The organism is Acinetobacter sp. SA01, assembly GCF_011319235.1.
Taxonomy (GTDB): domain Bacteria; phylum Pseudomonadota; class Gammaproteobacteria; order Pseudomonadales; family Moraxellaceae; genus Acinetobacter.
This window is the reverse complement of the sequence record NZ_WXXM01000003.1, coordinates 67,279-91,407: the sequence shown is the minus strand read 5'-3', so window position 1 is coordinate 91,407 and position 24,129 is coordinate 67,279. Positions and strand designations below refer to the sequence as shown.

The window sequence follows — 24,129 nt, the reverse complement described above, 5'->3', positions numbered from 1 at the left end:
GCTGTGTTATTTATCAGATTCGCTTTTTTAAATTTTACTTCTTGGCAACAGGCTGGGCCAATGATGCGTAATCCAGATCAACTTTACGTAATTTTTTTAACAACCAGAGCTGATGCTTGGCTTCCTGCTCATAACCATTAAAAGCCAGGATCTTGGCATACTTGTATAAATCATAGGTGGTCGGATAATTAAGCACCATCTCCCTAATTTCCTCGAGCTGTTGTGCACTCACCTTACTATAGGGATTCATACGAATCCAGTCTATACGCCGGTTAAATTCTTCCAGCAAATAAACCTGATCTTGATTGGTAATCTTTTCCGGTGTTTTTTCATAGCGTAGCGTTTGATTGAGCTTAGGAACCATCACCGCATAATCTCGCACGATCAGAATCAACAGCAAGAAAAATAACCCGTAAGCAACACGCATATAATTGGGTGAAAGGGTCAGGATTTTGGTATCAGCCTGTTGCGATTGAACCAGACCAATAATGAAACCCACCGGAAGCAGGAAATACGCATAGTACTGTGGAAATTCCAGCATGGCGTGAATCAATACTGCACCTACCATTAAAATCCCGATCACGGATTCAACTGAATTGACCTGCTTATTTAGCTGATAACCCCAATAACCAAAGTAGGCCAGAAAAGGCAGTCCGATAATGAGACCGTTCCACAGGATAAAATCGAGAATAAAGTTATGTGCGCTACGAATCCATACTGGCCCCTGAACATGATCACTGACCAAAGTATAAGCAACACTGGTTTGGTTCCAGCCATAGCCAAACCATGGACGGTCAGCAATGGCATGCAGCATTTGCTGCCAAATGGCTAAACGCGACATATCTCCTGTAGCTCGCTGTACCACATCACGGCTTTGAACAATATGTGCATCTGTGACTTGAGCAAGAAGTTGACTCAATATAGGTGCTACAACAATCAATCCGACAAATAAACTCAACCAACTGATGATCCAATACCACTTGAGCCGAATAAAGCCACGATATTGCTGATAAGCCAAGTAGACCAAAATACATAAGCAAGCCACCCAAGAAGTTCGTGACTGACTTAAAGCAACACCCATCAATATAAGCAATCCACAAGCAACCAACCATTTGGTTTGTAGATTCTTCTTTTCATAGAGATACAAACATGCCAGTAATGACATCATCAAAAAAGTTGCCATATTATTCGGTTGGGCAAAGTTTGCGTAGGGACGTGTATTACCTTGTATATTAATCATACCGGGCAAATGGGCATCTAAATTTGTCCATTGGCAGATAGCAATCACACCTGTCGCTGTTCCAGCCATAAGAAACACATAGCTGAGTCCGGTAAAAATGCTTGTCCGGTCTGTTTTCTCGCTCGATAAGTTATAGCCAACCACCATGCTCAGCCAAAATCCAAAGACAAAGAGGGTACTGGTCAAAGCTTTATCCAAGAAAAAGAGCTCACCAGCCCCATACTGAACCAGGGGAATAACTGCGAGAATCAATAGCGGTAAACTAATGACTGGCAATTTAATTTTGTCTTTTAAATAAATGGCAGCCAAAGTAAATAGCGATAAAAAAGCAAACAGTTCACCCGTATAGGTAACCCAAGGGCGGTAATGGATAGGCAGAAGCCAAGCCAGTGAGATAAACACACTGGCTAAGAGAAGGAGGAGGAATTTCATGATTAAATCAGTGAAAATAGAATATCGTTATAATAGCTTAGATTGTCCAATGGAGTGCAAGAGAGATGCATTTGGCTGATCTAAAAGAAACTGTAAGCATAATACTTTCTATTTATTATAAATTTTTATCATGTAGAATATCTTGAATAGGATTAAATTTTTAGATAGATTAAAAAAATTGCGGACGAAAATATCTAAAATTTAGCGCATTACTCGATTCTCTAGGCTTTTCTTTATGAGTCAAAAAAAAACAGTATTAGTTTTAGCATCAACTTATCCACGTTGGGTAAACGATCATGAGCCAGGATTTATACATGAATTATGTAAAAGGCTTACATCACATTTTAATGTGATTGCACTTGTACCTGATGCTATAGATGCAGATCCAAATGGATTACTTGATGATGTCCATGTAGTTCGATATAAATATGCCCCTAAAAAATTACAATCGCTAGTCAATAATGGCGGTATCGTCAATAATTTAAAAGCGTTTTGGTGGAAATGGCTACTCGTTCCCAGTTTTCTAATCGGGCAATATCTTGCAGTCAAAAAAATTTTGAGTACACAAAAGGTTGATATTATTCATGCACATTGGTTGATTCCTCAAGGTTGGATTGCAAGCCGATTTTGCAAAAAATTCAATCTCCCTTATGTGGTGACTTCACATGGGGGGGATTTATTTGGTTTACAAGGTAATATTTTAACGAAGGTAAAAAAGAAAGTTGCAGAGGATGCAACGGCAATGACCGTTGTCAGTCAGGCAATGAAAGAATACTTAGAGCAAATTTCAATACAACCTAAAATACTTAAAGTCATTCCGATGGGGGTTGATTTGCAAAATCGCTTCACACCTAAATCTGATATACAACGCCATAAAAATGAACTACTTTTTGTAGGACGACTCGTGCCTAAAAAAGGACTCAATTTTTTATTGGATGCTTTAGCCATTTTAGTGGGAACCCATCCAGAATTATTATTAAAGATTATTGGTTTTGGTCCAGAAGAAGCAAATTTGAAAGAACAGGTACAACAGTTAAAGCTTGAAAAAAATGTCAAATTTTTAGGTGCATTATCACAAGACAAGCTTCCCGATCTGTATCGGCAGGCTACCCTTTTTGTTGCTCCTTTTGTACGGGCAGATAATGGTGATCAAGAGGGATTACCTGTTGCTCTTATGGAAGCTATTGGCTGCGGATGCCCCGCTGTGGTCGGTCATGTAGCAGGAATTGAAGATTTATTAGGCGAAGACATCAAACACATTGCAGTTAATCCACATAATAAACAAGAATTAATCGCGGCAATTTCCACAGCTTTAGATAAACCAACCCTTGCTACTGAGCGAGCAGTACGTATTCGAAAAAATGCGTTAGCACTTATAGAGTGGGACAGCGTAGCCAGTGCTTATGCAAAAATTTTGGCAACAAGCACACAATAATTTTTTGAGATGAAAGCTTAAGGTCGCAATTTTAGTGAAGTGATGAGGGGTTCAATATCTTTGATAATGGTTTCCCAATCTTTAATCTCAATTCGTGTGTGCCGTGGTGTGTTTAATTGTTGGTCGAGTTTTAAAGTTAAATCTTCTGCATTACCTGCTTCAAATAATGTTTGAGGCATATCTTTAAATAAATAGTTCATCTCACCAATATTAGCCACCACCACAGGTAAATGGCAAGCAAGCATTTCATAAGCTTTTTGGGGAAAACAATAACGACCAAAAGGGGTATCCAAGATTGAAATAATACCGACATCTAAAGCCTGAAAAAGAGTGGCCACTTGATGATGTGGTAATGCTCCCAGATAATGAACTCTATCACCTACAGGCGGTGGATATTCCTTTTCATAAGGTCCTGCAATAACTAAGTCCACATTTGGCAATTCTGATTTAATCTTTTCCCAAGCTTCATAAATTACCTGAACACCCTTGTCTCTATATAAACCACCCGCTGTTCCAATATATAGCCTATCTATTGGTAAGCCGAGTTGTTTTCGTGCTGTAACTTTATCTTTAGAACCAAAAATTTCAGTATCGATTGTACTTGGCATGGACAACACAATGCCTTTGGCGTGATATTCTTTAGAAACTAAATTTGCTAATGGCTGACTTGTAGTGGTAATTAAATGAGCTTTACAGACTGCTTTTCGCAATAAGCTTTTCATCCCAGGTATGCTGGCTTGTCCAAAACCTTCAAAGTTATCATAAAGATCTGCAACAAAAGGTACATTAAATTTTTTAGAACACCAAGCCCCCCACACAATATGGGGAATATCAGAGGCAGCAATAATGATGTCTGGCTGGAATTTCTTTAATTGTTGTAAAAGAACAAAAGGATAAGATAATAAACCAGCTTTTTTAAATCCTTTATAACTTTTTGAACGCCAAATCAATGATTTTAATTCATTTGACTCATCCCATTTGCCTTCATCATGTGATTGATAACTTAAACAAAAACATTCTACCTGATGTCCTAATAATGCCAATTGATTAGGAATCTCATATAAACGCGCATATTTATCCAGAATCACATCTTTAGACATATATTGTCGCTTACATAAGAATGCTATTTTCAACTTATTTCCCCAAAATTTTATCTACTGCATTTAAAGCAGCACCAACCACTTGATCCATATTGTAATAACGATATTCCGCAAGTCGCCCAACAAATGTTACCTTTTCTTCAGCATTTGCTAATGCTTGATACTGCTTAAAAAATTTCTCATTTTCATCTCGAGGAATTGGATAGTATGGCTCTCCTTCAGGTATCGGATATTCACGAACAATTGAAGTCGAACTATGCTTTTGTCCAGTTAAATGCTTAAACTCAGTAATACGTGTAAATTCATAATCATTAGGATAATTTATCGTCCCCACACTCTGATATTGTTCAATATCATTCAAATGATCATGTTCAAAACGTAATGAACGATATGGTAAATGTCCGAATTTAAAATCATAAAATGCATCAATTGGACCAGTATAAACGATATGATCAAATTCAGAGTTTTCAGCTAATACTTCTTTAAACTCAGTAGAAAGACGTATCTGAATCTTTGGATGATTAAGCATGTTTTCAAACATCGCCGTGTAACCATTCAAAGGCATCGCTTGATAAGTATCTGTGAAATAGCGATCATCTGAATTTGTACGTGTTGGAATACGTGCAGCAACACCCGCTTTTAATTGTGATGGATCTAAGCCCCACTGTTTTTTTGTGTAGTTTAAAAAGAATTTTTCATACAAATCACGACCTACTGAATTAAGTACTACATCTTCACTTGTGAGTACTTTTTCTTTTGGCTCACGTACTTTTTCAAAGAATTCTGCTGCTTGTTCTTCTGTTAAATCTAAATCATACAACTGATTTAAAGTATCTCGGTTAATTGGGAACGGATATTCTTTGCCATTCACCACACCACGAACCCGATGCTCGTATTGATACCATTCTGTATATTGAGAAAGGTAATTAAATATTCTTTCACTGTTTGTATGAAAAATATGGGGCCCATACTGATGAATTAAAATACCGTGCTCATCTTTTACATCAAATGCATTACCTGCAATATGATCTCGTCGATCGACTACTAATATTTGATGCCCTGCTTCTGCCAGTTCACGTGCACATACTGAACCTGCAAAACCTGCGCCAATCACTAAAATATTCATCAATTATAAATTCCAATAGTCATGTCTTTTGCCCGTCTTTTTGAACACAGCATCATATACCCCTGCGAAGAATGCTTTAATCTGCATAAGCTTATTGGGCTCATTCAAAAGTGCTGCAAATAAACGAGCGAAAGAAGCAGGGAACGTCTGTGTAAATGCTTTTATACCGTAATATTTACGAGCAATAAGAAGTCTATTTCTTGTATCGTAATATCTCTTCCAAGGAACTAATTTCAAACAAATTAGTTTTTTTCCAAATAAATTAAAAGGATAACGATCTGATTTAGGGTGCTCAATAAAACTTTGACCACAGATATATGTTTTAAAACCTGCTCGTTGTGCTCTTAAACAATATTCAACATCATCAGCAGCGATAAAATAGGAAGTATCTGGTAAGCCTAGCCTTTCAAATATTTCTTTACTTGTTAAATACCCTAAAAAAGGCAATGATTGTACTTCTGATATTTCAGGAACTAAATTTTTAGCATCAATAATTTGAGATTCTGGCAATAAAGTAGTAGTCCATGCAGTATCCTCACCATTTACAGCAAGTGATCCATAGATATGATGTGGTGTAGCATGTTTCATCAATTGCTCTAAAGCATCTTGGTGGGGAACCGCATCATCATCCATCATCCAAACATAGTCTGTACCATGCTCAAATGCATATTTCATACCTGTAGAAAATCCTCCAGCTCCACCTGTATTTTCGGTTTGTTTTAATAAAACTAGCTTTGGGTTATCAAGTAATTGGTTTTTTTCTAAATATTCAATTGTGCCATCAGTAGAAGCATTATCAATAATAATAATTTTCGATAACTTTAAAGATTGTTCCAATAATGCTGAAATACAATTTAAAAGCAATTTTTTACGATTATAAGTAACTACAACAGCAGTTATATTTTTCATTTTTTAACTCAAATTTTACGAATAAAAGAAGAAATACCAAGAAAAAATTTCAGAAGTCGAAACTTATGTAGTAACCATCTTTTAGGGAGCATAAACCATTCAATAAATAAAGGATGAATAAAGTCAGGTGTTTTTTGGAATAATAGATCTTTAGGTTTTGATTTAGAATCTATAGACCGTGCTTTTAAAGCAATCTTACTCCAAAAGAATGGGGAGAAATAAAAACCATCGTGCACACATTCCCAAAGAGCTTCCGCCATTTTAGAATGATATTTTTCTACAGGATTAGAAAAGTATAAATTCATAATAGAAACATATTTATTATAACAAAAGTCTTGACTAGCTAAAGTCTGAGATAATCTTTCCCCATCATGTTGATACCAAACACCCACACTTTGATCACTACACATAAAATTAATCTTTCCTTGTGTAGCGACTCTTCTTAACCAGTCTTCATCTTCTGGAATTCTACACTCTATATCCCAATCTACATTTTCAATTAATTTTTTTCTATAAACAAAAGCAAATGGCAAAGCTATTTTCGGATTTAAAGCATATTCAAAAAAACTATAACTACCAACACTAGGATTCACTCTTTTTATAAGGTTTCCTTTTGTATCCTCAATATCTAATGAAAATAAACTTAAATCCAAATCAATGTTCAATAAAAAATCGTGATACTGTTTTTTTGCTACATCTTTATGCAAATAGTCATCATCATCCAAAAAGCGGATTAATTGACCTTGAGCTACCGATAAGCCAAAGTTTCTCGCTTTACAAACATTTCCTTCTTCTATTTTATGATAGGTTAATAATGGATGTTGAAAAGAATTTGATAAATCAAATGTCATTCCATCTTTACCATTTAAAACTACTATAATCTCTGTTTTTATCCCTTGCTCATTAATTAATGCACTTTGAATCGATTTTTTTAATAAATCTGGACGTCGGCCCGCACTTGGTATAATTACACTAATGAGAATACTCATTTAGTTCCGTCCCTATGAATATGCTTATATCCTTTTAAAAAAAGTATGAAAGAACAGAAGTCATTACTAATACGATTACTTATTTTCCAAAATACACCTTGCTTATAGACACGCTTAAAAAAGTTTTTTTCATTAATATAAAAATTTGCACGTTCATCTTCAATATTGCTATCAGATAAATCTTTAGGGTGAATAAATATAGGAGAATAATAAAAATTTGTTTTTGAATTATCTAAAATTTTATACCATAAATCTGCTATTTCAAAATTTAGATCATGGTGACTTAAAATAGCTCTAGCTGACTCACGATCAACAATATAAGAACAAGCACCAAACATAAATTTAATTGAAAATTTTGGAATTTCATAAAAATCTGACCTCTTTTTACCAAATATATATTTTTCATATCCAAAATTATTTTGATCTCGCAGTAAAAAAACTCCCCTTAAATTAGTATTGGAAAAAAATACTGTTAATTTTTCTATATCTTTATCTTGCCCTTGTACATCATCTTCTAAAATTAAGCAAAACTGTTCTTCCGTGCTCAAGAATGCTTCTAATGCCTTAATATGACTCAAGGTACATCCAACTTCACCTGGAGTGATTACTTTTTGATGAGAGGAAAAATATTCTTGCACATATGAAAAATAATCTTTAGCATTTAATTTTTTACCATTAACTGCTTTTATCCATTCCATTTTCTTATAATTCACTGGAAAATTATTTAACAATTTAGTACGACGTTCTACATCTTCCTCAAGAGAAATTAAATAAATCTTCAATCCTACCTCCATAAATATTTTAAAATTCAATTAAAATACAACTTAAAACATTAATGATTAACCGTATAAAATAATTATACCAATAAATAAATTAGCACTAAAACAGATATTTACACCAATATCTAATAAATAAAAAATATTCAATCGATCCCAGTTATATCAATAAGTCTCAAGAAAGTGTTTTCCAGTGATAGTCTATTTTTATCTTGAGCTGTAATTTTATAAGGATCAGCGTATACACTCTTTAATTTATAAACTAAATCAGAATAATCATTTAATTTAACTAAACCCTTATTTAACTCACCAACTGAAAGCTGATATTCAACACCAGATGAAGTATTATAAGCCACCACAGGTATCCCCAAACATATAGCTTCAGATACAACTAAACCATATCCTTCAGTTCTAGAAGTCAATACTAACATATGGCTTTTTTTTATGAAATTCTCAGGATCATTTCTCCAACCAAGAAATAAAACTTTATCCTCTAAACCTTTATTTCGAACAAAATTCATCAAATCATTCTTTAATGGACCATCACCCACTATAGCCATCACTCCTTCAATATTACTATCAATAAAAGCATTAATAGCAACATCAATTCTTTTTTCCTCACTCAGTCTCCCAACATAAATTATTGCAAATTCTTTTCTTTTTATTTCAACAACATCGATATTTTCAACATTCACACCATTAGGCAAAAAATGTATTTCTTTAGGGTTACTATATTCACAATAAAAATTAATTAAATCTGTATTTACAACAAGAATTTTTTCATTATTAAAAATTCTATAGAAGCATTTCTTTTCAATATAAATTCTTCTTATTTCATTTAAATATGAAAAAATATTACTAGAACGCTTCCTAGCATTAAAAAATGTAAGTTCACTATGTACCCAAAGCCATTTATTAGATGAAGAAAAATATTTTTTAAGCCAATAAGCAAAAGCAAAACTAAATATTATAAGTTCAGGATGTAAATCCTGCTCTATTTTTTTTATATATTCAATTTTAGATGGACAAATTTTTTTTCCTTTTTCTCTAAATAAGCTACCTTTGAATTTAATATTCAAATCATATATATCAAATTTTTCCAAATCCTCAAAACCGAATTTTGAACCATCCAATAATATAAAGCTTACTTTAAATCCGTTTTTTAAAAATTTTCTTGCTATCTCAATATTTATACGCTCAGCACCTCCCCCATGAAGATGATCACATACAAAAATAATATTACGACTCATTAAATTGATCCAACTGTATTACTTTATCAAAACCTTCAAAAACACTTAGTCTATGTGATATAAAGATTACTGTTATTTTACCACTCAAATATTTTATCGATTTATTAACTTCATATTCAGTTTCAATATCTAAAGCACTGGTCGCCTCATCCATAAACAATACTTCTGGCTGTTTATACAACGCCCGTGCAATACCAATACGCTGTCTCTGTCCACCAGAAAGCAAAATTCCTCTTTCACCAATTTTTGTTTCATACCCATTTGGTAACTCATTCTCTATAAAGTCATGAATCTGAGCTAATTCAGCTGATTTCCGAACCAAATCATAATCAATTTCAGATTTTTCCATCCCAAATGCAATATTTTCAGCAATCGTAGTATCCGCCAAATAAATAAATTGAGGTACATAACTCACAATGTTCTGCCAGTCATGAAGATTGCGCTCAGTGAGTTCTATCTCATCAATCCATATACTTCCAGATGTTGGTGTGAGTAATCCTAACATCACATCCATTAAAGTACTCTTGCCAGAACCACTCTTGCCAACAATACCCAAACTAGAATTTTTTTCTAACTCTAAATTAAAATGGCTTAATACTGGTTTAGATTGATCACCTTGGTACGAAAAACTTACTTCAGCTAATCGAATTTTATGTTTAAAATCCAATTTAGATTGGCTTAAATTCGACTTTTTCTCTTTGTTATTAAGCTTAAATTCAGCCACAACTTCATTTAAAATGTGTGCAGAAAATTTAATTGAATTTATAGATCGAAAAATGTTCTGTGCTGCTGGCAGCATTCTATATGCTGCTACACCATAAAGACCTATTACAGGCAATATATCTGTAATAGGATTATTGTCTAATACTAAAAATATAGCGAGAAGGATTAAGCATCCATAACCAATAGTTTCAATTATATGTAGAGGAATTTGACCCAATAAGTTTTGTGAAGCTAAATGCCTTGCGTATATTCTTGAGTTTTCATCAAACCTTTTAAAATAATAATTTTGTACATTATTAATCATTACATCTTTAATACCACCAAAGACTTCCTGACAACTTTGGTACCTTTCATAATTCGCCTTTGAAAATTCACTGCTAATTTTAGCCATAAATTTACGAATGAATAGGTACATCAAACTATAAAAAGCAAATAAGACCACGGCTATTGTTAATGCCATAATTGGATCATAAACAATAATTAAAGACACCATCGCGATTAACACTAATGTATAAGAAACGATGGTAAGTAATGGCTGAATGATACCCCAGACTACTTGATCGACATCTGCTAAAATTTTTTTAGTAAGTTCTGAACTATTTCTTTGTATAAAGAAACTATAATCTTGTTGCAAATAAATCTTTAACAATCTACTTGAAAAATAATGACGCTGTAAATTTGAAAATCTATTTAAATAATATTGTGTAATAATTTTGAATATTGCAGATAAAACCACTATTCCTAAAGAAATAAGACCTAATATTACTATAAATGTTCTTTGATCTTTTGCATTTAATAATATATAAAGTTTTTTAAGTAAAAGATTAGTTTCTATACTTTCAGGGCTAGCTAAAGCAGCTAAAAATGGCATTATTGAAACTACACCAACAGACTCAATAAATGTCATAATAATAACAATTATCGAAACATAAAATAATTTACGTTTATCTAAAGGGGTTAGAATCGACCAAATTCCTTTAAGCAAATTAAACAATACTTATCTCACTCATCTTTTTTATACATTAAAGCAGTAATTTGCTCTGAAATGAGCCCCATTAAAAACACCATAATACTGCCGGTATACAATAAAGCACTCATATTCGTAAAACGGCCATATTCATACAAAGTGTAGCCATACCAACCTGTAGCCATCATAAACAAAAGAACCGCTATTGGGAGAAACATCTTTAAAGGAGAAAATAATGTTGCAATTTTAAATATAATTAGAAAGAAGCGTACCCCGTCTTTTAAAGGTTGAATGTGGCTTTTACCTATACGTTTTGCTGCATGTATTGGCACATAAGTCACTGAGTAACCTGCACGGAAAAAGGCCATAGTACTGGTGGTTGGGTATGAAAATCCATTTGGTAATAAATATAAAAACTCACGGAATTTGTCTGCGCGGACAGCACGAAAACCAGAGGTGAGATCTTCTACTTTTTGTTCAGTCATATACGTTGCAAGATTGTTGTAGAGTGTATTGGCAATACCACGACCAACACTGGCTTGTGAGCCTTTTTGTCTAGCTCCTACGACTAAGTCATAGCCTTGCTCAATTTTTTCCAGTAAGCGAGGGATATCTTGCGGATCATGCTGGCCATCAGCATCCATAAATACAATGACATCACCTGAAGCGTTACGTGCCCCTGTCTTAATTGCAGCACCGTTCCCTTTCGAATACGGATGTGAGATAACTTTTGCACCTGCCTGTTCTGCGACCTGTTGTGTTGCATCAGTAGAACCATCATTTATTACAATAATTTCATCAGCTATATTCAGTTGCTTAATTTTTTTAATTGTTTGTTCAATTGCTGCAGATTCATTTTTAGCAGGCAATACCACACTAACTTTCATGATGCCACCTTACTTAATCCAGCATTTAAATCAGTTAACATATCATGTCTTGTCTGATTTATAGTCTCATCATAATAAATTCTTGATTTTTTTAAAGTATTCTCAGGTTGCTTATCATAAACCACTTCGGTTTCATCTAATAGTTTTAATGCTTGTGGCAAATAACCCGCATTACCCATTACAACAACCATATTCAAACCATCTTCAACATCTGTAGATGCTTGCAAGGACATTAGATAATATTTATAAGCTTCTTCAGGATTATGTGCAGCAACGGCGATTTGCCCTTTGAAAAAATAAGCAAGTTTATTAAAATCTGGATTTATGCCATAAGTTGGATTTCTTAAAGCTTCATCAATAATTTCAAGTAATTCAACTTCATATCTCCCTATAACACTTGAATTTTTAACACTCTCATCAACTAAATCACGTAATCCGATAATAGCTTGAGGATTAGCTTTATGGTACTTAATCGCACTCAAAGTAGATAAGAAATCTTCTTTTTTAACTGATTGGTCTACAATTTTTAATTGTAATAACTGATAAATCAGCATTCCATCATTCGGTATTTGCTTAATGGCTCTTTCTAGCGTGTTTTTAGCCTGATCTGTTTGACCTTCCTTAGATAAAATTGCTGCCTGTACACTTTGTGCTCTAGCAGAGTTCGGACTATTTTGTGCCCAATAAAGCATTAACTTGATATTATCTGACCATAATACAGCCCGCTGAAAAGTCAGGAAACTGAGGAAAGCCAATATTAATACTGTTAAGAAAATAATCAGAATTGGTTTAATATGATTTGATAACCAATACAACCCTAAAGCCAATGGTAAAAAGATAAAAATCGCTGCGACATAATTACGATGTTCAAAGTACAGCTCTAAACCTATGACCGTTGACTCCATGAGATGTGCTGCAAAAAAGAATAAAATAGCCATACTGATTAAAGGTGTCTTTTTTCTAACAATTAGAGCACCAATAAAAAGAACAGTCAGGAATATTAAGGAATATAAAGTTGTAATAGGTGTGGTTAAATTTTTAGAAACTAAATACCCATCTTGAAATAAACCATAACCTTCTATTCTTGGAATATATAATTGCATTAAATAGTTAACAACAACTCTACATTCCGTAAGCAATCGCTCAGCTTGATTAAAATTTCTATTTGGCCAAAGATTATCTGAAAAATTGATATGCTTCATTAAAGCAATCATAATAATAACGGAAGGCAGCCAGAGAAAAATGGCACGCCATTGCCACAAAGGTCTATTTTCTTTAACAGGGTTACAAAATTCGATGACCAATATTAATAATGGAAGTAAGGCTCCATTTTCTTTACTGAACGTTGCGCACAATGTGCCTAAACCTATAGACAATGACATGCATAAATAAGCACGAATATTATGAATATTGATATAGCTACGCCCTTTTAAATACCCAATGATCGCTAAAAGCGTAAATAAAAGTGGTAGTTGAGCCATACGTTGGATGACATACAAGGTTGTCGACAACATCAATGGATGCAGCATCCACAGACCTGCTATTACAATTGCAACATATCGTATTTTATTGCTTTTTAATTCACCATAAGCCACCAAAACTAAACGTGTTGCAAAGTACAGTAAGACCCCACAGATTAAATGAATAATTAAATTAACAACTTTAAATGGATAAGCATCCCGAATCAGCCATGCTTCTGCTTGCGGAACATAAGTCAACAGAGCAATTGGACGACCTGTTGGCCCTGCAATACCATTCATGATGAATTTTTTTGCATTTTCCCAATGACTCATATCTCCATATAAATCCATTTGTCCTAAATTACTGAAATCATCAAAAAGAAAACCCCCTTTTAATCCAGGCAAATAGACTAAACTTGTAAGAATCAACAAAGAGATTAGGCTAAAGCTAACACCCCACTTTCTAGTAACCATTAATTACTCATATATTTAAAAAAAATTACAAGCGTAAAAAAAGCGACCCGAAGACCGCTTTTTTTTATTCAATATTATTGAGCTGCTGCTAAAGATTTAGGAAGATATTTAGTAAGGTTAGCATTAGGAGTCTTGATTCCAATTACGCCATTAGATTGAATGCTTAACGCCAAAGTCTCGCCAGCAATTTTGTCCGAAATACCTGCGTGGTATTTCACATTAACATCACAACCCTTCGTTGCATTGATAGTAGGAACAAGCGTAACAGTTGCATATTTACCACCAATTGAATCTGCACCACATGTACCATTTTGACGGTTATCAGCAGAAGCTGTTTTTAAACCGCCAGCTAATGAAATACCTTCTGAAGCTTGTGAGCGAGCAATATAATCACTATATGCAGGAATCGCAATTGCAGCCAAAATACCGATAATCGCTACAACGATCATTAATTCAATAAGAGTAAAACCTTTTTGAGCGTTCATAACATTCTCCACAAATGTTTTGTTAATTTTTTATAAGCTTTGTAAGCTAATTTAGCTTATTTATATTTAGCACTAATTGTGCCAAAACTGATTATAATAAAATTAACATAAAAAACAGCACTTTAAAAAAATAAAATTGTTACAATGTGGTTTTAATGTTTTTTTTAGTAAAAAAGTGACATTTTGTGTCACTAATCCACTTATTTTCTATCCTAGAACAATAGGTGCATTCCCCAATTCATTATTTTGTTCTTTGAGTGAGTGGGTATAAAACTGGTTGAGTACTTCACCTATACTTATCACCCCTGTTAATACAGCCATCCTAAATTGTTTCTGAACCAGTTGAGCAATGATCTTTTGGCAAATTTCATCCCAAACGGCTTGTTCTGTAGATTTTTGAATCCCCCGATCAATGACAATTTCAACTTTACGCTCGCATAAATTGATATAGAGCAACACACCACTATTATATTCAGTATCCCATACCCCAAGTTCTGCAAACAGCTGGCGGGCACGCATACGGGTATTTTGGAAATAGGCCTGCTTTACAGGCAGATGACCTTCAATCACCACCTGAATTTCACCCACATGATCATACTCAGCCTCAGCGACTGCCTGAGAAATCGCCGCCTGATCCTGTTTGGAAAAGTATCGTTTAGTTGCAGGCATATATAAAAAATGCTTTAGCCAACGCTTAAAACTTGGCTGATTCACTTCTGCTGTTTTAGCTTGTGTGACAATCTCTGTCGTATCTGTTGTTGTTACCATGATCCTGATGCTCCTCCTCCGCCAAAGCCGCCACTGCCACCACTAAATCCACCGCCACCAAAACCACCTCCTCGTCCTCCACCACCGCCACGACCCGCAGATGAAAGTACCAGCTGAAAAATGGTTTGCGCAATTGCAGTAATGAGTAAAAAGAAAATCCCACCGCCAATCAATAAACTGGTAACCAAGCCAGCCCCATTGACCAGCCCAGCCACCGTACCCGCGACAGCTGCCGTAGAAGCACTTAGCGGTTTACCGACAATAAATGAACCAATAATCCCGGCGATTAAAATAAACAAGGCAGTACTCAAGGTTTTCTCTTTGGCCTGCTGTTCATGCAAGGCTTTTTCCTGACGTTCTTTCTGTTCCTGCGCTGCATTGGCGGCAACTTCAGGATCCATATTTAAAATCCGTTCAATTTCCGCCAAACCGGCATCAATACCTTGTGCATATTGAGCCTGTTTAAAATAAGGGGTCATTTGATTAAGAATGATTCGGCTTACGACAATATCAGGCAGTACACCTTCCAGACCATAGCCGGTTAAAATCTGGATACGTCGGTCATTCACCGCAATCCCCATGAGTAGTCCATTATCCTGTTTTGCAGATCCAAGTTGCCACTTCTCAGCCACCCGCATGGCGAAATCAAAAATATCTTCCTGTCCCGTCGTTGGAACAATCACCACACCAATTTGAGCCTTGCCCTGTTCATGCAGCTTGATAATCCTCTGACTGATCTCCTGCTTTTCACCCGCACTAAGTAAATTAGCCTGATCCACAACCGGCTCATTTAAAGTCGGCAGTCCACGGATAGACTCATCTTCGGCCATATCATTAGCAATTTTCGGCTGCTGAACAGGTGTCTGTAATGAAGGTTTTTGCTGGTTTTGATTGGCTTGTTGCTGCTCCTGAATGACCTTCCCTACAATCACGGCATCTTCATTATCCGTGGCTGTTGCTACCTCACTTAAAGCGAATGAACTGGACAATATTGCACAACACAAAACTAGCAGTTGCACAATGAGAGCGAGAGTACTTTTATTTTCTGGAGCAGACATCAGCACATCCTTTTTTATGCAGCTACCCGATTAATCAAATGAAACCTTAGGCGCTGTTTGTGCACCCTGTTCTGCACTGAAATTCGGTTTCGGATTCATACCGATAACTTTAGCCGTCATCACTTGCGGGAACTGCCGTGAATAGGCATTAAAGTCTTGAACTGAGGCAATATAACGATTACGTGCAACCGCAATGCGGTTTTCAGTCCCTTCCAGCTGCACCTGTAAATCACGGAACTGCTCGTTCGCCTTTAAGTCAGGATAATTTTCTGAAATGGCAATTAAGCGTGATAATGCACTGGTCATCTGTGCCTGAGCTTGCTGATATTTCTGGAATAAAGCCGAATCTTCCAGCACTTGTTTATCCACTTTTAAACCTGCCACGTTAGCACGTGCCTGAGTGACTTCAGTCAATACCCGCTCTTCATGCTTGGCATAACCTTTTACCACATTGACCAGATTGGGCACCAAATCGGCACGGCGTTGATACTGGTTCTGTACTTCCGCCCAGGAAGCGGTAACCGCCTCATCCTTCACCTGTAAAGTATTATAGCCACAGCCAGTTAAGGTTAACGTGCTTGCCAGTACCACTGTCGCTGCGGTTTTTTTCATAAAATTCATTGTGCTATTCCTCTATTATTTATTTGTATTTGTTTAAATATTTTTATTGTAAACATATTTAGCTGCAGTTTTGTTTAATTTATTTATTCATATTTATCTTATTTCCTGCAATAAAAAACCCGCCGAAGCGGGTTTTTTATTCATGTTTAATTAAAGGTTAAACATCCAGATAATCAAGAATACCTTCAGCAGCCTGACGACCTTCCCAGATTGCAGTCACCACTAGGTCGGAACCACGCACCATATCGCCGCCAGCAAAGATTTTCGGATTTGAAGTCTGGAATTTAAACTCTTGCTGTTCTGGCGCAACTACACGGCCTGAACCATCTAGATTAATTTTCACATCATTAAACCAATCAGCAGGACTGGTACGGAAACCGAATGCTAAAAGAACTGCGTCAGCAGGCAAGATTTCCTCAGAACCCGGTACAGGTTCAGGGCTACGACGACCACGGCTGTCTGGCTCACCCAATTGTGTAGTTACAAACTTAACGCCTGTCACTTTGCCATTTTCACCAACAATTTCGATTGGCTGACGATTAAACTGGAATTCCACACCTTCTTCGCGTGCATTTTTCACTTCACGGCGAGAACCTGGCATATTTTCTTCATCACGGCGGTAAGCACAAATCACTGATTCAGCACCTTGACGGATAGAAGTACGGTTACAATCCATCGCTGTATCACCACCGCCAAGTACAATCACTTTTTGGCCTTCTACACTGATGTATTCAGCAGGATCTTTTTCCCAGCCTTGGCAACGGTTAACGTTGGCAATCAGAAAATCCAGTGCATCATAAACACCATCCAGATCTTCACCGGCAAAACCACCTTTCATGTACGTGTATGTCCCCATACCCATAAACACGGCATCGTAGTCTGCAAGCAGCTGATCAATGGTAACATCAGTACCAATTTCAGTATTGAGACGGAATTCAACACCCATGCCGGTGAAAATTTCACGGCGACGTTTCATCACATCTTTTTCCATCTTGAATTCAGGAATACCAAACGTCAGCAAACCGCCAATTTCAGGACGTTTATCGAATACCACCGGTTTAACACCGTTACGTACCAGAATGTCCGCACAGCCCAGACCCGCAGGACCCGCACCGATGATGGCAACTTTTTTATCTGTCCACTTCACGTGTGACATGTCTGGACGCCAGCCCAGAGCAAAAGCGGTATCATTAATGTATTTTTCTGCATTACCAATGGTCACTGCACCAAAACCGTCGTTCAAGGTACAAGCCCCTTCACACAAACGGTCTTGCGGACAAACACGACCACACACTTCAGGCAGTGTATTGGTTTGATGGCACAATTCAGCTGCCTGGAAAATACGACCTTCAGCAATTAATTTTAACCAGTTTGGAATGTAGTTATGTACTGGACATTTCCATTCACAATAAGGGTTACCACAACCTAAACAGCGATGCGTCTGGTTGGCCGCAATTTCCGCTGTAAACGGTTTATAAATTTCCACAAACTCTGCTTTGCGGACAGTTAGATCTTTTTTCTCTGGCTCTTGGCGTGGGACATCCAGGAATTGAAAGTCATTGTTTAGGCGCTCTGCCATGTCTCTCTCCGTGGGTAGGTGTAGCCGGTTTATTTAGCTGCTACACCTGCCTATATATCTGCAAGTAGTGGAATTATTGTGGATCAGCTTTGGTTGTTTTCAAAAGCGTTTGCAAATTAGCAGCTTTTGGTTTTACAAGCCAGAATTTACGGCTGTAATAATCAAACTCATTGCGGATCTTGTACGCCCAAGCACTACCTGTCTCAGCAATATGTTCATCCAGAATGCGAAGCAAGAATTCTTGATGTTCTTCCATCACCTCTGTAGAAATACGGTTGAGCTCAATTAACTCATGGTTGTAATGGTCAACGAAGTCGTTATCCAAATCAAGTACATAAGCAAAACCACCGGTCATACCTGCACCGAAGTTGTGACCCACTTTACCCAGTACAGTCACAATACCGCCAGTCATATATTCACAGCAGTGGTCGCCAGCACCTTCGATCACAGCAAACGCACCTGAGTTACGTACTGCAAAACGCTCACCCGCTGTACCTGCAGCAAACAGTTTACCGCCAGTCGCGCCATATAAGCAGGTGTTACCAATGATCGCTGTTTCTTGAGTCTGGAACGGTGAACCTTTAGGTGGGAAGATAGACACACGACCGCCCGCCATACCTTTACCCACATAATCGTTGGCATCACCTTCAAGTTTAATATGTAAACCGCCAGCATTCCATACACCTAAAGACTGACCCGCAGTACCAGTCAAATTGACTTTAACAGGATGCGCTTCCATGCTGAGGTTGCCATAGCGGCGTGCGATTTCACCAGAGATACGCGCGCCGATTGAACGGTCACAGTTACCAATCGTGAAGCTATATTCACCGCTGACACCTGCTTCAATCGCTGGCAACATTTCTGCCACCATCTTCTCAGCCAGAACACCTTTGTCAAATGGTGCATTGCCTTGAACCTGGCAATATTGCGCCTTGCCTTCCGCTGCAGGATGGGATTCAAGCAATGCACTTAAGTCTAGGTGAGCATGTTTTTCAGTTTCACCCGGCAACATTTCTAGTAAGTCAGTACGGCCAATCAAGTCTTTCAAGCTTGCAACACCTAGTGCTGCCAGCCATTCACGAGTTTCTTCCGCAATGAAGTGGAAGAAGTTGATCAACATTTCAGGCTCACCAATATAGTGTTCCTGACGTAAATGATCCTGCTGAGTTGCCACACCGGTCGCACAGTTATTCAGGTGACAGATACGCAGGTATTTACAACCAAGCGCGATCATTGGTGTTGAACCAAAACCGAAGCTTTCTGCACCTAAAATTGCCGCTTTCACCACATCCAGACCTGTTTTCAAACCACCATCGGTTTGTACACGGACTTTGCCACGCAGATCATTCACACGAAGCGCTTGATGTGCCTCGCTTAGACCCAATTCCCACGGCGAACCGGCATGGTGAATTGAAGATAATGGAGAAGCTGCTGTACCGCCATCATAGCCGGAAATGGTAATGAAATCGGCATAAGCTTTTGCAACACCGGCAGCAATGGTTCCTACACCCGGTTCAGAGACCAGTTTCACAGACACCATCGCTTGAGGGTTGACCTGTTTCAAGTCAAAGATCAACTGTGACAAATCTTCAATCGAGTAGATGTCATGGTGCGGTGGAGGTGAAATCAGGGTTACACCCGGTACAGAGTAACGTAAACGTGCAATCAAGCCATTCACTTTACCACCCGGTAACTGACCGCCTTCACCCGGTTTTGCACCTTGTGCCACTTTAATTTGCAATACTTCTGCAGAAGTCAGATAAGCAGGTGTTACACCAAAACGGCCTGAAGCAATCTGTTTGATTTTCGAGTTACGGATGGTGCCATAACGCGCTGGATCTTCACCGCCCTCACCAGAGTTGGAACGACCACCAATGGTATTCATGGCAATCGCAATCGCTTCGTGCGCTTCAGGAGACAAGGCACCCAAAGACATCCCGGCAGAGTCGAAACGCGGCAGAATATCTTCTACAGATTCCACTTGATCCAGTGGAATTGAATTATCAGTTTTAAGTTTCAACAAGTCACGAATGGTTGCAACCGGACGGTTGTTCACCAATTCAGCATATTCTTTAAAATCAGCGTATTCACCTGAACGAACCGATTTATGCAGAGCATTGATCACATCCGGGTTAAAGGCATGATATTCCTTGTCGAATACGAATTTCAGCATGCCGCCCTGATCGATTGGCTTACGCGATTTCCACGCAGTATCAGCCAGTTTTTTCAGGTCATTTTCAAGATCGGCAAAGGTTGCACCCTTAATACGGCTTGGTACACCTGTGAAGCATTTATTGACCACTTCTTCAGATAGACCAACGGCTTCAAATAACTGGCCACCACGGTAAGAGGCAACAGTCGAAATACCCATTTTAGACAGGACTTTCAACAAGCCTTTCTCAATCCCTTTACGGAAGTTCGCCTGTGCATGAATCGGGTCACCCAACAATTCACCTTTGGCAATCAGGTCATTGATGACGTCATAAGCCAGGTAAGGGTAGATTGCAGTTGCACCAAAGCCCAAGATGACTGCAAATTGATGCGGATCACGCGCCAGACCGGTTTCAACGATAATGTTGGCATCGGTACGCAGGCCAACATTGATCAGGTGGTGATGCACCGCACCTGTTGCCATGAGTGCATTGGCTGGCAAGAAACCTTGACGGATTTTCTTATCTGAAAGCACCAATAAAGTTTTACCATCGCGAATGGCTTGAGCAGCCTCTTCACAAATACGTGTGATGGCAGCTTCCAAACCTTCAGTTTCTGCATAGTTCAAATCAATGTCAGCAATTTCATAACCTGGACGCCCAAGGGTACGAATTTGATGCATTTTGGAATTTGACAGCACAGGACTTGAGACAATCAGGCGATCAGCATGCTCAGGGCTTTGCTCGAATACATTTTGTTCACGACCAAAACAGGTCTCCAGCGACATCACAATCGATTCACGCAGTGGATCGATTGGCGGGTTGGTCACCTGCGCAAATTGCTGACGGAAGTAATCTGATACATGGCGTACCTGGCGAGATAACACTGCCATTGGCGTATCATCACCCATTGAACCCACAGCTTCCTGACCGCTTTCTGCGATTGGACGAAGCAGTTGGTCACGCTCTTCAAAAGTCACCAGGAACATTTTTTGTGAAGCTTTTAGCTCGTCGCCTTTTAAGCCTTGATCACATAAATATTCTTCAAGTTCTGGGCTACCTTGTACACGTACAGAATTTTCACGCAACCATTCACGGTAAGGACGCATTTTTTTCAAATGATTGCTGACATCTTTGGTATCCAGCAATTTGCCAGTGAAGGTATCAATCACCAAAATCTGGCCCGGTCCTACACGACCTTTAGAAATCACATCTTCAGGTTCATAGCCCCACACACCAATTTCTGATGCAAGGGTAATGTAACCATTTTTAGTAATGACCCAACGTGCCGGACGTAAACCATTACGATCCAGCATACAGATGGCATGACGACCATCCTGGATAACCAGGCCAGCAGGACCATCCCAGGCTTCCATATGCTTAGAGTTGAATTCATAGAATGCACGCAGGTCAGCATCTAAAGTTTCAACATTTTGCCAAGCTGGTGGAACCAGCATACGCAGTGCACGGAACAGGTCCATGCCACCACCGACCAGAATCTCAAGCATGTTATCCAGACTTGAAGAGTCTGAACCGGTACGGTTCACAATCGGATTAAGGTCGGTTAAACCTGGCAATAACGGGTTTTCGAATTTTGGTGTACGTGCCATGGCCCAGTTACGGTTTGCGGTAATGGTGTTGATTTCACCATTATGCGCAAGATAACGGAACGGCTGTGCCAAAGGCCAACGTGGTAATGTGTTGGTCGAGAAACGTTGATGGAACACCACAATATGGGATTCCAGGCGTTCATCTGCCAAATCGGTGTAAAAATCAGCAATCGCTTCAGGCATCATCAAGCCTTTATAGCTAATCACTGTAGAACACAAAGTCGTCACGTAGAATGATGGATCATTGCTTAACTGCTGTTCTGCACGACGGCGTGCCAGGAACAATTTGCGGTTAAACTCAACCTCAGTCACACCCATCGGGCAATTGACAATAATCTGTTCGAATGCAGGTAAAGACTGCATTGCAATTTCACCAAGCGCATCATTATTGGTTGGGATAACACGCCAGGCTAAAACTGTAAGGCCTTCAGATTCAATCTCTTTAGCCAGCACTTGTTTAGAATGTGCAGCAATCGCCGGATCTAGATTTAAAAATACCGTACCGACAGCAAAAATTTCACTTAAAGTGATATCACTGAGTTTTTTGGCTTCTTCACGGAAGAATTTTTTCGGCATTGCCAAAAGCAGGCCACAACCATCCCCTGTCTTACCATCTGCGGCAATACCACCACGGTGGGTCATGCAGCTAAGGCTGTGCATAGCGGTTTTAACGAGATCATGGCTTGCATCACCCTGCATATGGGCGATTAAACCGAAACCACAGTTATCTTTAAACTCATCCGGTTGGTATAAACCTTGAGCGGGAGCTACAGTATTAGGCGATGGCATGTGCATAGCGTACCCTTCTTTCAACATGGCCCATAAAACGGGCATCTAACAATCAAATAACTTCTTTGCGATTTAGTCCAATTCACTCACATCAAGATCAATGTTGAGCAAAACTTCTTCATCCTGTCTAAGATAGTCTGATTTTGATCTTTGTACATGGATGAATTGCAAAAATGTTTTGCTTCGTTTACGCACTCTTTTAAAGCAGGTAAATTTGACAATTTCGCACACTCATTGAATCTTTTCGCGCCAAAACAGGGACATCAACTCAATTCATGCACCAATAAAGCAAAAAATATGCCAATTTAAAAATTAGAGTGCTAAATGTTTTAAATATAGAAATATTAAAATTTCATTAACTTTAGATTAATTTTCAAGAAACATATTTCGCACTATATTTGTGCATATAAATAATTTTATAACTCAAATTGCTCTATTTTAGAACTATATTTTTAATTAAATGGGTCATTAATTTCTTTTTCCGGAATCTTGTTTCCGCCTTGTTTCGGTGCAATATCCGCACCTGAATGTGACTGCTGGATATCTACCACATTACCCTGTTCATCACGCCGGGTTACGGTGGTGGTCGTGGTTGCATTTTTAGGATCAGTCTCAGCTGCAGCCGGCTTAGGCTTCGGCAAAACCAGCAAACTTTCATCCACTTTTGGCAAAGGGACTGATTTGAGATTGACTGCATACAACTTATGATTGCTGCCCATTTCATCTGCGCCCATGTCATTGACTAAAGAAACATAATTTTCAATATCCTGCACTTTGGGCTGAACAGTCTTGGGAAATTGTAGCGCTAATTGTTCTAATACACGTTGAGCTTCATCTTTATTTCGATAGATACCATAAAGAAGTACATATTGTTCAATCTGGTTCTCGCCACTCAAACGAATATAAAAAAAGTTGTTGCGATTCGCCTGTTTTTTCAGAAAGCTTCGAATCACATCATCTTTAGTTGTGCGAAACAATTCGATGGTACTTGCATTTTTATTATCATTAATAAATTTGCTGCCACGAAATTCTGGCTCATAACTTCCTGTAGTCACCACACGTGTAGTCATTTGCAAAGGGCGCACCTCTTCCTGAAGCGCACCCAGCAGGCTGGTCGCAGCAACCTTTTCCGGCTGAATTTGCAGTTCAGATTCAGTTTCAGCAGACTTTTCTACCTCAACCAAAGCATCACTGTCGGTAATCGCCCAAAAGATCAGTGCTGCAAACAGGCACACCACCCCACACACCAGCCAGATATAGTTTTGAATACGTTGCCATTGTGTCCGGAAGGTTGCCATGAT

General features: G+C 38.1%; 18 protein-coding genes. 1 reads left to right on the top strand and 17 read right to left on the bottom strand.

The genetic code is table 11. The annotated features are described in order from the left end of the window. Positions 1 to 34: 34 nt before the first annotated feature. Positions 35 to 1,672 carry an O-antigen ligase family protein gene (locus GTU69_RS04615; protein WP_166168617.1) on the bottom strand — a complete coding sequence of 546 codons (1,638 nt, stop codon included), beginning with the start codon at positions 1,670 to 1,672 and terminating at the stop codon, positions 35 to 37. A gap of 235 nt (positions 1,673 to 1,907) precedes the next feature. Between GTU69_RS04615 and GTU69_RS04610 the strand changes: the two genes are divergently transcribed. Next, entirely contained in the window at positions 1,908 to 3,107 is a 1,200-nt protein-coding gene (locus GTU69_RS04610; RefSeq protein ID WP_166168616.1) for a glycosyltransferase, read from the top strand. A gap of 17 nt (positions 3,108 to 3,124) precedes the next feature. Here the strand turns inward: GTU69_RS04610 and GTU69_RS04605 are convergent, their stop codons facing one another. The 16 genes from GTU69_RS04605 to GTU69_RS04530 all read right to left on the bottom strand — a co-directional run bounded on the left by GTU69_RS04605 (position 3,125) and on the right by GTU69_RS04530 (position 24,126). Then, positions 3,125 to 4,207 carry a glycosyltransferase family 4 protein gene (locus GTU69_RS04605; protein ID WP_240921587.1) on the bottom strand — a complete coding sequence of 361 codons (1,083 nt, stop codon included), beginning with the start codon at positions 4,205 to 4,207 and terminating at the stop codon, positions 3,125 to 3,127. A 34-nt stretch (positions 4,208 to 4,241) separates the two neighbouring features. Continuing rightward, positions 4,242 to 5,333: a UDP-galactopyranose mutase gene (gene glf, locus GTU69_RS04600; protein ID WP_166168614.1), complete on the bottom strand. Its 1,092-nt coding sequence runs from the start codon at positions 5,331 to 5,333 to the stop codon at positions 4,242 to 4,244. Between the two features lie 3 nt (positions 5,334 to 5,336). Then, positions 5,337 to 6,242 carry a glycosyltransferase family 2 protein gene (locus tag GTU69_RS04595; RefSeq protein WP_166168613.1) on the bottom strand — a complete coding sequence of 302 codons (906 nt, stop codon included), beginning with the start codon at positions 6,240 to 6,242 and terminating at the stop codon, positions 5,337 to 5,339. Positions 6,243 to 6,250: 8 nt separating this feature from the next. After that, positions 6,251 to 7,231, bottom strand: a complete 981-nt coding sequence (locus GTU69_RS04590) for a glycosyltransferase family A protein (protein ID WP_166168612.1) — start codon at positions 7,229 to 7,231, stop codon at positions 6,251 to 6,253. Continuing rightward, complete coding sequence (locus GTU69_RS04585) at positions 7,228 to 8,013, bottom strand: glycosyltransferase family 25 protein (RefSeq protein ID WP_166168611.1); 786 nt, start codon at positions 8,011 to 8,013, stop codon at positions 7,228 to 7,230. The genes GTU69_RS04590 and GTU69_RS04585 overlap by 4 nt, the downstream gene beginning before the upstream one ends. Before the next feature lie 140 nt (positions 8,014 to 8,153). After that, entirely contained in the window at positions 8,154 to 9,257 is a 1,104-nt protein-coding gene (locus GTU69_RS04580; RefSeq protein ID WP_166168610.1) for a glycosyltransferase, read from the bottom strand. After that, entirely contained in the window at positions 9,247 to 10,974 is a 1,728-nt protein-coding gene (locus GTU69_RS04575; RefSeq protein ID WP_166168609.1) for an ABC transporter ATP-binding protein, read from the bottom strand. Before GTU69_RS04575 ends, GTU69_RS04580 begins: the two co-directional genes overlap by 11 nt. A gap of 8 nt (positions 10,975 to 10,982) precedes the next feature. Next, positions 10,983 to 11,834, bottom strand: a complete 852-nt coding sequence (locus tag GTU69_RS04570) for a glycosyltransferase family 2 protein (protein WP_166168608.1) — start codon at positions 11,832 to 11,834, stop codon at positions 10,983 to 10,985. Beyond that, positions 11,831 to 13,768 carry a hypothetical protein gene (locus tag GTU69_RS04565; protein WP_166168607.1) on the bottom strand — a complete coding sequence of 646 codons (1,938 nt, stop codon included), beginning with the start codon at positions 13,766 to 13,768 and terminating at the stop codon, positions 11,831 to 11,833. Before GTU69_RS04565 ends, GTU69_RS04570 begins: the two co-directional genes overlap by 4 nt. Positions 13,769 to 13,842: 74 nt before the next feature. Further along, entirely contained in the window at positions 13,843 to 14,253 is a 411-nt protein-coding gene (locus GTU69_RS04560) for a prepilin-type N-terminal cleavage/methylation domain-containing protein (protein WP_166168606.1), read from the bottom strand. Between the two features lie 207 nt (positions 14,254 to 14,460). After that, entirely contained in the window at positions 14,461 to 15,021 is a 561-nt protein-coding gene (locus GTU69_RS04555) for a TPM domain-containing protein (RefSeq protein WP_166168605.1), read from the bottom strand. Then, positions 15,015 to 16,079 (bottom strand): TPM domain-containing protein, encoded by a 1,065-nt coding sequence (locus GTU69_RS04550; RefSeq protein ID WP_166168604.1) that lies wholly within the window; start codon positions 16,077 to 16,079, stop codon positions 15,015 to 15,017. Before GTU69_RS04550 ends, GTU69_RS04555 begins: the two co-directional genes overlap by 7 nt. A gap of 30 nt (positions 16,080 to 16,109) precedes the next feature. Continuing rightward, a complete protein-coding gene (locus GTU69_RS04545) occupies positions 16,110 to 16,700 on the bottom strand; it encodes a LemA family protein (protein ID WP_166168602.1) in 591 nt (196 codons plus the stop codon). 157 nt (positions 16,701 to 16,857) lie between these two features. Then, positions 16,858 to 18,279, bottom strand: a complete 1,422-nt coding sequence (locus GTU69_RS04540) for an FAD-dependent oxidoreductase (RefSeq protein WP_086197199.1) — start codon at positions 18,277 to 18,279, stop codon at positions 16,858 to 16,860. Between the two features lie 73 nt (positions 18,280 to 18,352). Then, entirely contained in the window at positions 18,353 to 22,828 is a 4,476-nt protein-coding gene (gltB, locus tag GTU69_RS04535) for a glutamate synthase large subunit (RefSeq protein ID WP_171521998.1), read from the bottom strand. Between the two features lie 452 nt (positions 22,829 to 23,280). After that, the gene (locus GTU69_RS04530; RefSeq protein WP_166168600.1) at positions 23,281 to 24,126 is read right to left on the bottom strand and encodes a hypothetical protein; all 846 of its coding nucleotides are present in this window, start codon (positions 24,124 to 24,126) and stop codon (positions 23,281 to 23,283) included. Positions 24,127 to 24,129 lie beyond the last annotated feature (3 nt).